Origin of the sequence: Leptolyngbya subtilissima AS-A7 (assembly GCF_039962255.1) — a bacterium.
In the GTDB taxonomy this organism is placed as follows: Bacteria; Cyanobacteriota; Cyanobacteriia; order Phormidesmidales; family Phormidesmidaceae; genus Nodosilinea.
The window spans coordinates 62,002-74,298 of record NZ_JAMPKY010000013.1; the positions used below are offsets into that span (position 1 = coordinate 62,002).

Genomic DNA, 12,297 nt, shown 5'->3' on the forward strand with positions numbered 1-12,297 from the left:
CCCCCTACCCGTCTACTCGATATAGCCGGTATGACGCATGAACCGTTCAGCGACGGTTTGCGACTGGGCGATCGCTTGGTCAACCGAGACCTGATCAGCTAGGGCTGAGGCCATGCGCTGGCCGACTTGGGTGCCGATTGCCTGAAACTCAGGGATATCGACGTACTGCACGCCTTTGTAGGGGGTGGGCAGTGGGGATGGGTTGGTGATATCAGCTGCCTGGATGGAATCCAGCACGATTTTTGCAAAGGGGGCGGCTGCTTGATAGTCAGGGTTCTCGTAGGTGGAGGTGCGGGTGCCGGGGGGTACTGAGACCCAGCCGTATTCGTCCGCTACCAGCTGCACGTACTCCTTGGAGGTGGCCCAGGCGACGAAGCGCTCGGCGGCCTCGGGCGACTGGGATGTGGCTGGAATTGCTAGCGCCCAAGACCACAACCAGTTAGAGCCGTTGGGGTAAGACTCGACTGGGGCGCGGGCAAAGCCGAGGCGATCGGCCACCTGCGACTGCTCAGGGTTCGAGAGCAGCCCGGCAGCGACGGTGGCATCGATCCACATGCCGCACTTGCCGGTGGAGAACAGGGCCAAGTTTTCGTTAAAGCCGTTGGAACTGGCTCCGGGCGGCCCGTACTGGTTCATCACATCAACGTAATAATTGACGGCGTTTTGCCACTCGGGGCTGTCGATGGTGGGCTGCCAGTCCATGTCGAACCAGCGGCCGCCGAAGGTGTTGACCAGGGTGGTGAGAAAGGCCATATTCTCGCCCCAGCCCGGCTTGCCCCGCAGGCAAATGCCGTAGACGCCGTTGGTTGGGTCGTGCACCTGGCTGGCCCACTCGCCCACCTGGGCATAGGTGGGGTTGGGGGGCACCGTAATGCCCGCCTTGTCAAACAGGTCGGTGCGGTAGTAAAGCATCGAGCTTTCGCCGTAGAAGGGCACCGCATAGAGGTTGTCTTCGTAGGAAAGCCCGGTGCGAATCGGGTCGATCAGGTCGTCAACGTCGTACTCGGCGGGCAGCCCGTCGAGCGATCGCAGCCAGCCCCGCCTGGCCCAGATTGGCGTTTCGTAGGACCCAATCGTCAATACATCGAACTGACCGCCCTGGCTGGCCACATCGGTGGTGGTGCGCTGGCGCAGAATGTTTTCCTCTAGCACCACCCAGCGCAGCTCGATATCGGGGTTGTCGGCTTCGAAATGGCTCGACAGGTCTTGCATCACCACCATGTCGCCGTTGTTGACGGTGGCGATGGTTAGACGAGTGCGGTCCCCGGCCTGGGGGCCTGCTGAACAGGCATTGACCAGCTGCACCAGCAGCAGGCCAATGAGGAATGCTGCCAGCATTCGGGCTCGGCGAAATAAGCGCATCGCACGGCTCCTCGAATTGCTAAAAAATAAACTAAATTGAACTTATGCTCTAGTCATGGGCAAAAGCCCAATAATGGAATCATACTGATGTCGCTTCCCAGGGGCGAGGCGTTCAGTAGTATTCGCAACAATTCTTGATTGCAGTTCTAATCTTGAGGCCACCTGTATGAGCGCGACGGCAACCTACGATTTCCAGGGCAAAACCATTCTGATTACTGGTGGGGCGGGGGAAATTGGCAAAGCTACCGCTCACCGATTTGCCGCCAACGGAGCAACAATTGTGTTGCTAGATATTAACGAGATGAGGCTGGCCGAGGTCGCCCAGGGGCTAAAAGACTATGGCAATCCTGTGTACACCGTTCGCTGCGATGTCACCGATGCCCAGGAGGTGGCCGACATGATTGCGATCGCCGTTGAGCAGGTGGGTCAGCTCGACTATGTGTTTAACAATGCCGGCTACCAGGGTGCGTTTGCCAAGACCGATGAATATCCTGAGGAAGACTTCCAGAAGGTGATCGACATCAACGTGGTCGGTGTGTTTCACATTCTCAAGGCCGCTGCCCAGCACTTGCGGAAGGCGGGCGGGGCGATCGTCAACATGGCTAGCCACGCCGGGGTAGATGGGCCGCCCAACATGCTGGCCTACGCCGCCTCAAAGTTTGCGGTGGTTGGCATGACCCAGACCGCTGCCAAAGACCTAGCCCCTTATGGTATTCGCGTTAACGCTCTGTCACCGTCGCTAGTTGGCCCCGGCTTCATGTGGACTCGGCAGACTGAACTACAGGCGGGGGTAGGATCGCAGTACTTTGACGCCGACCCCAAAGTGGTCGAGCAGCAGATGATCAACTTGGTGCCGCTGCGCCGGTTGGGTCGGTTGGAAGAAGTTGCCAACGGAGTTGCTTTTTTAATGAGTGATGAGGCTAGCTATATTACTGGCTTCAATTTGGATATTACGGGAGGACAATAGAATTGAGCAAATATTCTCTAGCGGACGATATGCTCAATCATTCTTTGGGTAGATCTTTAATCAAATAAAATCCTTCTTTAGGCAGTGGTGGATGAGGTGACCAGATGGGAGACATGTATGCGGAGAAACGCGATGGTCGGAGACCGGCCCAGCAGGGCCATCGTAGGCTTGACCTAGCGGCCCACGCCGCCTGGCTCTACTACATTGCCGGTAATACCCAGGAGGAAATTGCCGCTAAACTCAACGTGTCGCGGCAGGCAGCCCAGCGCTTGGTGGCCTTGGCCGTCAGCGAAAAGCTGATCAAATTTCGCCTCGACCATCCCCTCAGCCACTGCATCGCCCTGGCCGAGGCCCTGCGGGATCGGTTCGCTCTATCGATGTGTGAAGTCGTGCCCGACCCCGCCGTCGGTGGCGACCTCTACAACGGCTTGGGCGTCTGCGCGGCGACTTACCTGGAAACCTATCTTGTTGCCAGAACCCCTTCTATTCTGGCCTTTAGCTCGGGGCGCACCCTGCGGGCCATGGTGGATCAAATTCCCTCAATGGATCAGCCTCAGCACAAGATTGTCTCGATTGTGGGCAACATGTCGCACTGCGGTCTGGCCGGTCGCCATGAGGTGGTCATGCATTTGTCTGATCGGGTGGGGTCGCAGACCTATCCGGTGCCCACTCCAGCGGTGGCCACCAGCGTGGAGGAGCGCGACCTGCTGCAAACCCAGCGATCGTTTCTGGCGGTTAAGGCCCTGGCGGAGCAGGCGAAGGTTACTTTTGTTGGCGTTAGTCACATCGCCTGGAACGCGCCCCTGCACGAGGACGGCTTTATCAACGATGCCGAACTGACCGAGTTAATTGAGCTGGGGGCTGTGGGCGAAATTGCGGGTTGGGCGTTCAACTCCCAGGGAAAGTTGCTGCAAGCAGGTACCAACAGCCGAGTTGCGGGTGTGCCCCTAGAGCAACCAGCCCGGCGTCTGATCATCGGCGTTGCTGGGGGGCTTCGCAAAGCCGAGGCCATTCGCGCGGCCCTACAAGGTCGGCTGATTAGCGGGTTGATTGCCGATGAAGCCGCCGCCACAGCGATTTTGATGAAGGGATAGCTGTTATCGACCCGAGATCGGCTAGCTCGGACAAATGGGTTTAGAGCGATTTAGGAGAAAACCATGACCGAGCCCGTGATTTGTTTAGGAGAATGCTTAGTCGATCGCCTGTTTGAGGTCGGTGAAACCCCTGGGGCAGCCTCAAGCCAGGGCATCGATTATCCCGGTGGAGCGCCGGCTAACGTGGCCTCTGCGATCGCTAAACTCGGCACCCCCACCCGCCTAGTCAGCGCTCTGGGCGAGGATGACCTGGGCGATTGGCTAATTGAGGTCTTGCAGGAGCAGGGGGTGGCATGCCAGATTCAGCGGGTGGCCGATATGCCTACCCGCACGGTGCTGGTGCAGCGGGATGAAACGGGCGATCGCCAGTTTATCGGCTTTAGCGCCCCCGACCCCGCTGCCTTTGCCGATGCCTACCTTACCCCCGACTGGATAGATACCGTCGATTTTAGCGGGGTAAAGTATAAAGTGATGGGGACGCTGGGCTTGGCTTACCCCACCACCGCCAGCGCCATGGAGCGAGCGCGGGATAAGGCCCAGCAGGCCGGGGCCAAAATTGTGATCGATCTAAACTGGCGGCCAGTGTTTTGGCCTGAGGTAGAACTCGCACCACCCAAAATTCGGGAATTTTTGCAGATCGCCGATCTGCTCAAGCTCTCTAAGGAAGAAGCTCAATGGCTGTTGGATACGGATTCCGCTGCTGAGATCTGCCAGCAGTTCCCCCAGTGTGAGGCCGTGCTGCTCACCGACGGGGGCAACGGCAGCACCTGCGCCACGAAACAGCACAGCGTCTCACTCCCGGCCTTTGATGTCAGCAGCAAAGATACCACCGGGGCGGGGGATGCCTTCCTGGCCGGAATTCTTCATCAGCTTTGCCAGCGGGGATGGAATGTTTGGCAAGACCCAGCTGAGATTAAAGCGGTTTTGCGCTACGCCAGCGCGGTAGGGGCACTGACGACGTTGAAACCGGGGGCGATTGCCGCCCAGCCCACTCCCCAGGAGGTCGATGCCTTTTTACACCAACAGGCCGCTGCCTCTAGCTAAAAAATCTGAAATTCCGCTTCAAAACCCGCATCTCCGTAGGGGCATAGCATGCTATGCCCCTACAACTTAGAGGTCATTAAAAGGAGCTGGACTGCCGATCAGGTTAGCTCCAGCCCAATCTCAAAATGTCCGGTGTAGCCCTCCCCAGCTTGGGTGAGGGAGAGCATGAGCTGATCGCCACCGCTGCGAAAGATACCGTCATTCTGATTACTGGTAGTGCGCTGGCCTCTAGCGTTATAGGGGGCCTGGGCGTAGATGCGATCGCTCAAAGCATCGTCAAAATAAAGCTGTGAGGTAAATTCATAGCCCTGATTTGCGGCAGTATTGCTGCGAATTTTGAAGTGAATATGTACAGCCCGGCCCGGATACCAACCTGGGTAAATGGTGGTGAACTCAACCGTGCCGTCAGCGTTGGTGACTTGGGACCCGCGCAAAAACTTTTGGCCTAGGGTGTTGGCTCTGCGATCGGCTACATCTGAATAGGCTCCCGTGGCATCGCAGTGCCAGACGTCTACCATTGCGCCTGCCAGCGGCACACAGGCATTAGCACCTACTTGGGAAACGCGAAATTGCAGCGTTAGGGGAACACCCGGTTTCACGGTGCCAGTCGTCGGGTCAGAGCGAATATCAGAGCGATTTAGCGCTTCATCAACAAAATAGGGGCCTTCGGTCTGCTGAGGGCGTACGGTGCAGGCAGGCTGCGCTGCCGCTGCCTCGGTCGGGGTTTGGGCTACGGTACTGCTCAGTTCAGCCGAGGCCGAGGGCTTGCGGAAGCAGCCGAATAGCGAAACCATCAAGGTGCCACCGATGAAGCCTAGGGCATCGCGACGCTTGAGGCTGAGGCCATCCGTTCCGGATACATATTGTCTTGGCATTAGGTTAGGGGCATTGGTACATCGACAGCTTCCATTGGGCCAAACCAAAATGACGGTTTACCCTAAACTTGCATTACAGCGTTGTCATCATCCCTACCTCACCACTTTGAGCGACTCGTAAAGTGGGGTGTATCGTTCAAATGCCGCCTCATAGGCTGCGTGCTTTTGGGGCTGCACCGCCTCGATCGCCTCAGGCAGCATGTCAAACGCCTCCGCCAGTGACGGATAGGCCCCTACCCCCACCATCGCCAAAATCGCCGCTCCATAGGCCGCTCCCTCCTCGGCTTTAGGCGCGACCAGTTCGGTGTGCAGTACATCCGCTAGTAGGTGGAACCAGAGGGGCGATCGCACCCCACCCCCCGTTGCCAGTAGCTGATTCACCGGAGAAATTTCCTGAATTACCTCTAGGGCTGCCCGCAAGCTAAAGGCCACCCCCTCCAGCACTGCTCGAATCAGGTCGCCCTGGGTGTGGGCCAGCGACAAATTCACCCAAGCCCCCCGCGTGTCGGGGTCGAGGTAGGGGCTGCGCTCGCCCGCCAGGTGAGGCAAAAACAGCACGCCCCGCGCCCCCGGTTCAGATTTTTCGGCCAGAGCCATCAGGTCGGCAAAGGCGATGTCGGGAGCAAAGGTGTCGCGGTACCAGCGCAGGGCCCCCCCCGCCGCTAGCGTTACCCCTAGCAGGTGGTAGCCGCCATCGGCATGGCAAAACAGGTGCACCCGCCCTTGGGGGTCGGGGGTGGGAACATCGCAGGGGGCAAAAATCACCCCCGACGTGCCGATGCTGAGGCTGCCCCGCTTCAGATTGCGGTCTGAAATTCCTAAACCAATGGCCGCTGCGGCATTGTCACCGCCCCCCGCTACCACGGGCAGTCCTGCCGGGAGTCCTGTCCGCTCAGCCAGTTCCTGCTTTAGCCGTCCAGCGATCGCGGTTGATTCGACCACGGTAGGGAACAGGTCGGGGCTAATATCGAGAGCAGTAAGGATGTCCTGATCCCACTGCCGGCTGGCCAGGTTTAGACAGCCAATGCCAGAGGCATCAGAGGGTTCCGTCACCGCTTCGCCAGTTAGCATATAGCCGAGGTAGTCCTTAGGCAGCAGAATTTGTCGCACCTGCTCGTAGGCCTGGGGTTCCTCCTTACGTAGCCACACCAGTTTCGGCAGCTGAAACCCGGTAATCGCTGGATTGCCCGTCCGCTGAATCAGGTCTGAGCGGGACACCGCTGCCTCAATCTCCGCCACGGCAGCCCCCGTGCGCTGGTCATTCCAGAGAATTGCTGGGCGAATCACCTTGCCCGCCCCATCGAGCGGTACCATGCCGTGCATTTGCCCTGACAGCCCTAGGGCGATCGCTCGCTGCCCCTCAATCTGTCCGGCTACCTCACTTAGAGCCGTCAAACTAGCCTCGACCCAGTCGGCAGGCTGCTGCTCCGTCCAGCCGGGGTGTGGCGTCAGCAGAGGATAACTCTGGGTTGTTTGGGCAACCACTTGGCCTTGCAGATTGACGGCGATCGCCCGCACCCCGCCGGTTCCCAAGTCTAAACCAATGACTACGTCTGCCAATTCAGCCTCCCCTGTCTACGATTCTGCAATGACCGGTGCCTTGAATTCCCCTGAGCTGCGCTCTGGCGCATCATGCCGCTCAACCCGCTGGGGCTCTTGATCCACAACCATCGGCTCATCCAGACGGCTCTCTTCCCAGGTAATCAGCCGTGACCCGCCCTTGCGAGTGAAATAGCTCCACAACCACTGGATCATCACCACCAGCTTGTTGTCAAACTCAATTAGGTAATAGATGTGCACAAAAATCCAGATCAGCCAGGCGGGGAAGCCCCACAGCTTGAACCGTCCCATATTCACCACCGCCGCGTGATGGCCGATCACCGCCAGGCTGCCCACGTCGTCGTAGTGGAAGGGAGGCATCTCTTTCCCTTGAAGCCGCTGCTGAATCAGCTTGGCGATGTAGGCCCCTTGCTGCATTGCCACGGGTGCGACGCCGGGCAGGGGCTGCTCGCCTTGGTGGGCAAAGTGCGCTAAATCTCCCACCACAAAAATGTTCGGCTGCTCGGGCAGGCTTAGATCAGGATTCACAATCACTCGACCTGAGCGATCGAGCTGGGCCCCGGCCCGAGCAGCCAGCACCTTGCCCAGTCCAGAAGCCCTTACTCCAGCGGCCCAGAGAATGGTTTTGGCCCGCACCTGCTCTGTCTGCTCGCCCTGACGTACCGTCACTACATCGTCCTCGATGTCGGTTACTAGTGACTGGGTGCGCACTGTCACGCCTAGATCCTTCAGCGATGCGGCGGCTTTGGCCGACAGGTCAGCGGGGTAGGGCGGCAGTACGCGATCGAGCCCTTCCAGCAGCAAAATGCGGGCTTCGGTGGTGTCAATGTGGTGAAATTCGTCCTTAAGCGTGTGAAAAGCCAGTTCGGCTAAGGCCCCAGCCAGTTCCACACCGGTTGGCCCACCACCTACCACTACAAATGTCAGCCAGGCCCGCCGCCGCTCTGGATCTGACTCTTTTTCAGCCGCTTCAAACGCCCCAAAAATTCGTTTCCGCATTTCTAAGGCATCTTCAAGGGTCTTAAGCCCCGGTGCGGCGTCCTCCCATTGGTCATGGCCGAAGTAGTGGTGGCTAACGCCCGTGGCCACAATCAGCGTGTCGTAGGGCAGAGTTGTATGGTTTAGTGTCACCTGCTGCTGCTGGGGGTCAACATCAATCACCGCATCCATCAGCACTCTGACATGGCGGTAAGCACTCAAAATAGTTCGCAAGGGGGATGAAATATCCCCGGGCGACAGCTTGCCAGTGGCAACTTGATAGAGCAGCGGTTGAAACAGGTGAAAATTTCGTTTGTCAATTAACGTGACTTCAACGTGTTGAGACTTTCCCAAGGCTTTAGCGGCATAAAGCCCGCCAAACCCTCCTCCAACAATCACAACCCGGTGAGGCTTGGTCTCAATAGCGGTATTTTTCATGGAACTCGCTCCATCTTAAATAGTCTCTGCTGAAGATCGCTGGGGAGAATCTCGCTGTTTTAGGCTGTTTCAACACAGCGCGCGATCGCTCTATTGGACAAACTATGTCAGCCGATTTTTAGAAAATGTAGCTGGCTCTATCAACCGAAAGACATAGCTAATCGCTGCTTTGCCAAAAAGCTGTGGTCCAAATTAGCGCTGATTAGCTTCAGTTTAAGTATTCAAAAGGGACTTGTGGGTTCTCAATCTTCCATCACAGTTCTCAATCCAGTAAAGACGTTTTTAATCCCTGCTTTTCGTTGGCAACTGCAGTAGTAGACCCATTCGTCTGCCCTGAGGTAGGTTTAGCGACGGCGGTTTGGCCCTACCGCTCTAGGTGTGGCTAAACCGCTGCCGTGAACGGACTAACTCCACCCGCGGCTAGACGTTGCCCTCGGTTCAGATACCTAAGCTGAAGACAGCTCTTGGCAACAAATCTGCAAGCTTCAGCCTGTGGCCCCGACCAGTTAGCAGGCGGTGTAACCAACGCATCCGCAACGGCTAGCACAGCCCGTCAAATTGAGTGAATGGATGCTGATTGTGCTTAGCACGACTGAGGATGTGCTGCCTTAATTTCATGGGCAGAATTTGGCTGAGAGCGGTGGAAATCTAGAACCGACAGGCAAAACCTTAACCCGCAGGAGAAATAGCATGGCCCAAGAACTTAAAAACCGCAAAGTGGCAATCTTAGCCACCGATGGATTTGAGCAAGTTGAGCTAACCGAGCCCAAACAGGCCCTCGAGCAAGCCGGTGCCCAAGTCCATGTGATCGCCCCTGAGGGTGACTCCATTCAAGGATGGAATCACCACGACAAAGGCGACACAGTGCCGGTCGATCGCACCCTTGATCAGGTTCAGCCCAGCGATTACGACGCTCTCGTCCTGCCCGGTGGGGTGCTGAATCCCGACCAGCTGAGAACTAACGAGCAGGCGGTTCAGTTTATCAAAGCGTTCTTTGCCGATAGCAAACCCGTAGCGGCAATTTGTCACGGGCCTTGGACGCTGATTGAAGCCGATGTGGTCAAGGGTCGCACCGTCACCTCCTGGCCGTCTCTAAAGACCGACCTCAGCAATGCCGGTGCCACCTGGGTTGATCAAGAGGTGGTCGTCGATCAGGGGTTAGTTACCAGCCGCAATCCTCACGATTTGCCCGCCTTCAACAGCAAAATCGTGGAGGAATTTTGTGAGGGCAAACACGTGGCCCAAGCCCAAGCCGTTTAGTCCAACTTTAATCCTTAAGCTCTATCCGGCTGGTTTCTGCTTCCTGCTGAACGCAAAACGTTGCTTGTTCTCGACTGATGCTCCTAAAGCGAACTCCCCGCTAGCATCAGTCGAGACGATGACCCCGTAGGCGATTCAGCGGGGCTTAACGGTCCAGACCGGGCTGATCTACAAAATCAAGCTTTGCAACGGAGAGGGAGGCATTCGAACCCTCGCTGGGTTCCCCCAAAGCAGTTTTCGAGACTGAAGTATTAATGTCTAAAACGCTTTGAAATCAAAAGGTTTGGCGTTCAACTATTTTAAACGATCTAATTTTGAATTAAAACTGTCTCTGCCCCCAACTTGGCTAAAGATATATCTTGAGCTTTAGGGTGGTTAAGACAATGGCCTATTTTTCAGATTTGCTTATATTTGGAAATGTGCCATTGCAATGGTGAGGTCAGTTAAAGCTCACGGCATATTAGGGCGATCGCCTCTCGCACCATTGCTCTTCTATTGTTGGCCGTGCCAGGATACCAGCCTAGCTATGTAACAACGATAGATGGACTAGAAGGGGAGTCACTATCGCCAGGTAAAGAGGTACTGCAGCGGAGATAAAGCTAATAACAAAGCGGGTGTCGAGATCGTTCTCTTGGGCAAAGAGTAGGGTTAGCAGGCTAGGGGGTAGGGCTGCTCCAGCGAGGACAGCGGCTTGCTCCACGCCCTGAAGACCGAAGGCTTGGGTAACTGCCCAGCCCAAGCTTAACCCGCAGCCAATCTTGGCTAGCACCAGGAGGGCATAACGCCCCACAGATGCAAGTTGAACCTGAAACTCCATTCCCAGTAGCAGGAGCACCAGCAGTAAAAAGCTCCCCTCGGCAATATTTAGTAGGCCCAGAAGCACCTCATTCATCCAACCCAAAGCATTGAGTAGTAGACCCAGCACAATGGCCCAGAAGAAAGGCGTTTGGGCCAGCTTCAGAGCTACCGCCCGGCCTGTGACCTCAGCACGGCCAAACCAGGCAGAGAGGCAGTAGACCACCGTGAACAGATAGATAGCCTGGGCTAGGTCGAACAACACAATTCGACTGAGGCCCAGATCGCCAAAGGTGAGCAGCATGATGGGATACCCTACCGCACCGCCCTCAAAGGTGGGAAAGGTGGTCATCAGAGCCCCAGCCTTTGGTTTGTCCCACTTGAACCACCAAACTCCAGAGAAGGCGATCGCCGTCAGGCCCACCACTACGACTAAGGCAGACAGCGGCAGGTAGATAAGTTCTGGGGCAAAGGTGACGGTGGCCAGCGCCCGCAGAATCACCGCTGGAAGCACCAGTGTAGTCAGCAGCTTGCCAATGGTTTTGGCATCACCAGAGTGCAGCACCCCAGCCCGCCTCAGCCCAAACCCCAGGCAAGCCACCAGGATCATGGGCAGGAGTTGAATTAGCATCGGCACTAAATTGATGATGGTGAGCCTTGGGGGTGGCCTGCGGCTGGTAGCTTAAGAGCTAGAACTGCCCCAAGAAGAATCGATGGCCATTTCCTTCGACCGAGCCGCTGACTTCTACGACAATACCCGCACCCTGGCTCTAGAAGTGTCTGAACGGCTTACGGTTGAGATTTTAAGGCTGGGGCAGGTTACCCCAAATACAACCTTCTTTAGCCTGGTATCGGCACCGAGTGCATTGCTCTGCCCATAGTTGAGCGGGGCTATGCCTACACCGGGGTCGATATTTCAGAGGCGACAATGGGCAAGCTCAGGCAAAAGTTTGAGGGCAAGGCCCATCGACTGATGCTGGTCGATGCTGATGCAATCGCTGTACCCTTCATTGAAGAAGATAAAAATGGGTAGCGTTTTAGGGGTCAAGGATTTAATTTAACGTCGAGGTAGTAGTTTCCCGCCTTTCTTGAGTCTGTGGAGACAAAGCCGCTATGGACATTCAAACAATTCAGGGCAACTCCGCCAGCATGCTTGGACTAGCAGTACAGCAGACTATGGAGTCGGGCTGTGTTGATCTGGCTTGGCAAGCTGGTGTCAATTACTTCTTTTCCTATGGCATCGGAAATAGCCCTATTGTCAATGATTTGAAGCAGCTATTACGGCGGCATAGAGAGTCCGTCATTGTGGCTACAGGGAGCGAGAAGCGAGAGATTAGCCATTGGCAAGAGTACGTTGAGCAGGTACAGCAGACCCTTGATATCGACACAATAGACGTGCTCTTTGCCGAATATGTCTCCCCTACCGATGATTGGCAGCAGGTAAAGGCCTTGGCGGATCAGCTCTATCGTTGGAAATCTGAGGGGGTAATTCGGTATGTGGGCATCACAACCCATAATCGAGCGATCGCCCAGCAGCTTATCCAAGAATCTCTCTGTGATGTTCTAATGCATCGCTACAACATGGCTCACCGTAAGGCTGAAGAAACCGTGTTTCCCATGGCAGAGGCCGCTAAAATCCCGGTCGTCGCCTTTACAAGCACTCGTTGGGGAACGCTCCTTCAAAAACCTACAGACTGGCCTACTGCCCCGCCAACAGTTTCTGATTGTTATCGCTTTGGATTGTACCAACCCGCTATTCGGTTAGTGCTAACGGCCCCCAAAACCCCCAAGACATTGGAAGACAATCTTGCTGCTCTCACATCTCCACCAATGTCTGAGCACGAAGTTATGCACTGGCGACAGTTTGGAGATTTGGTCTATGGCAGTGGCCAGGATAGTTTTGAAACGAGCTGGCCATAGTTGA

General features: G+C 56.3%; 12 protein-coding genes. 7 read left to right on the forward strand and 5 right to left on the reverse strand.

The genetic code is table 11. The features are described 5' to 3' along the window. Positions 1–12: 12 nt before the first annotated feature. Complete coding sequence (locus NC979_RS23880; RefSeq protein WP_190522410.1) at positions 13–1,362, reverse strand: ABC transporter substrate-binding protein; 1,350 nt, start codon at positions 1,360–1,362, stop codon at positions 13–15. 166 nt (positions 1,363–1,528) lie between these two features. Here NC979_RS23880 and NC979_RS23885 point away from each other — a divergent pair, with 166 nt between their 5' ends. The 3 genes from NC979_RS23885 to NC979_RS23895 all read left to right on the forward strand — a co-directional run bounded on the left by NC979_RS23885 (position 1,529) and on the right by NC979_RS23895 (position 4,467). Then, positions 1,529–2,329, forward strand: a complete 801-nt coding sequence (locus NC979_RS23885; RefSeq protein ID WP_190522412.1) for an SDR family NAD(P)-dependent oxidoreductase — start codon at positions 1,529–1,531, stop codon at positions 2,327–2,329. Between the two features lie 104 nt (positions 2,330–2,433). Continuing rightward, positions 2,434–3,423 carry a sugar-binding transcriptional regulator gene (locus NC979_RS23890; RefSeq protein ID WP_190522414.1) on the forward strand — a complete coding sequence of 330 codons (990 nt, stop codon included), beginning with the start codon at positions 2,434–2,436 and terminating at the stop codon, positions 3,421–3,423. A 63-nt stretch (positions 3,424–3,486) separates the two neighbouring features. After that, the gene (locus NC979_RS23895) at positions 3,487–4,467 is read left to right on the forward strand and encodes a carbohydrate kinase family protein (protein ID WP_190522416.1); all 981 of its coding nucleotides are present in this window, start codon (positions 3,487–3,489) and stop codon (positions 4,465–4,467) included. Between the two features lie 98 nt (positions 4,468–4,565). Here NC979_RS23895 and NC979_RS23900 read toward each other — a convergent pair whose 3' ends face one another. The 3 genes from NC979_RS23900 to NC979_RS23910 all read right to left on the reverse strand — a co-directional run bounded on the left by NC979_RS23900 (position 4,566) and on the right by NC979_RS23910 (position 8,318). After that, the gene (locus NC979_RS23900; protein ID WP_242024155.1) at positions 4,566–5,342 is read right to left on the reverse strand and encodes an intradiol ring-cleavage dioxygenase; all 777 of its coding nucleotides are present in this window, start codon (positions 5,340–5,342) and stop codon (positions 4,566–4,568) included. 93 nt (positions 5,343–5,435) lie between these two features. Continuing rightward, positions 5,436–6,902, reverse strand: a complete 1,467-nt coding sequence (xylB, locus tag NC979_RS23905) for a xylulokinase (RefSeq protein WP_190522418.1) — start codon at positions 6,900–6,902, stop codon at positions 5,436–5,438. Positions 6,903–6,917: 15 nt separating this feature from the next. Next, on the reverse strand, positions 6,918–8,318 hold the full coding sequence (locus tag NC979_RS23910; protein ID WP_190522420.1) for an NAD(P)/FAD-dependent oxidoreductase: 1,401 nt from the start codon (positions 8,316–8,318) through the stop codon (positions 6,918–6,920). A 690-nt stretch (positions 8,319–9,008) separates the two neighbouring features. On the opposite strand from NC979_RS23910, the gene NC979_RS23915 reads away from it, so the two are divergent. Continuing rightward, on the forward strand, positions 9,009–9,578 hold the full coding sequence (locus tag NC979_RS23915) for a type 1 glutamine amidotransferase domain-containing protein (protein ID WP_190522422.1): 570 nt from the start codon (positions 9,009–9,011) through the stop codon (positions 9,576–9,578). Positions 9,579–10,098: 520 nt separating this feature from the next. Here NC979_RS23915 and NC979_RS23920 read toward each other — a convergent pair. Continuing rightward, positions 10,099–11,004, reverse strand: a complete 906-nt coding sequence (locus NC979_RS23920) for an AEC family transporter (RefSeq protein ID WP_190522424.1) — start codon at positions 11,002–11,004, stop codon at positions 10,099–10,101. Between the two features lie 82 nt (positions 11,005–11,086). Here NC979_RS23920 and NC979_RS23925 point away from each other — a divergent pair, with 82 nt between their 5' ends. The 3 genes from NC979_RS23925 to NC979_RS23935 all read left to right on the forward strand — a co-directional run bounded on the left by NC979_RS23925 (position 11,087) and on the right by NC979_RS23935 (position 12,293). After that, positions 11,087–11,254, forward strand: a complete 168-nt coding sequence (locus NC979_RS23925; RefSeq protein WP_190522427.1) for a hypothetical protein — start codon at positions 11,087–11,089, stop codon at positions 11,252–11,254. Then, positions 11,251–11,406: a class I SAM-dependent methyltransferase gene (locus tag NC979_RS23930; RefSeq protein WP_347403968.1), complete on the forward strand. Its 156-nt coding sequence runs from the start codon at positions 11,251–11,253 to the stop codon at positions 11,404–11,406. The genes NC979_RS23925 and NC979_RS23930 overlap by 4 nt, the downstream gene beginning before the upstream one ends. Positions 11,407–11,486: 80 nt before the next feature. Continuing rightward, a complete protein-coding gene (locus NC979_RS23935; protein WP_190522428.1) occupies positions 11,487–12,293 on the forward strand; it encodes an aldo/keto reductase in 807 nt (268 codons plus the stop codon). Positions 12,294–12,297: the final 4 nt, after the last annotated feature.

Bases quoted from the DNA above. Each gene is read 5' to 3' on its own strand.
- NC979_RS23935 (WP_190522428.1), top strand. From the start codon at position 11,487: ATGGACATTCAAACAATTCAGGGCAACTCCGCCAGCATGCTTGGACTA.
- NC979_RS23900 (WP_242024155.1), bottom strand. From the start codon at position 5,342: ATGCCAAGACAATATGTATCCGGAACGGATGGCCTCAGCCTCAAGCGT.
- NC979_RS23880 (WP_190522410.1), bottom strand. From the start codon at position 1,362: ATGCGCTTATTTCGCCGAGCCCGAATGCTGGCAGCATTCCTCATTGGC.
- NC979_RS23915 (WP_190522422.1), top strand. From the start codon at position 9,009: ATGGCCCAAGAACTTAAAAACCGCAAAGTGGCAATCTTAGCCACCGAT.
- NC979_RS23885 (WP_190522412.1), top strand. From the start codon at position 1,529: ATGAGCGCGACGGCAACCTACGATTTCCAGGGCAAAACCATTCTGATT.
- NC979_RS23910 (WP_190522420.1), bottom strand. From the start codon at position 8,318: ATGAAAAATACCGCTATTGAGACCAAGCCTCACCGGGTTGTGATTGTT.
- NC979_RS23920 (WP_190522424.1), bottom strand. From the start codon at position 11,004: ATGCTAATTCAACTCCTGCCCATGATCCTGGTGGCTTGCCTGGGGTTT.
- NC979_RS23890 (WP_190522414.1), top strand. From the start codon at position 2,434: ATGGGAGACATGTATGCGGAGAAACGCGATGGTCGGAGACCGGCCCAG.
- NC979_RS23925 (WP_190522427.1), top strand. From the start codon at position 11,087: ATGGCCATTTCCTTCGACCGAGCCGCTGACTTCTACGACAATACCCGC.
- NC979_RS23895 (WP_190522416.1), top strand. From the start codon at position 3,487: ATGACCGAGCCCGTGATTTGTTTAGGAGAATGCTTAGTCGATCGCCTG.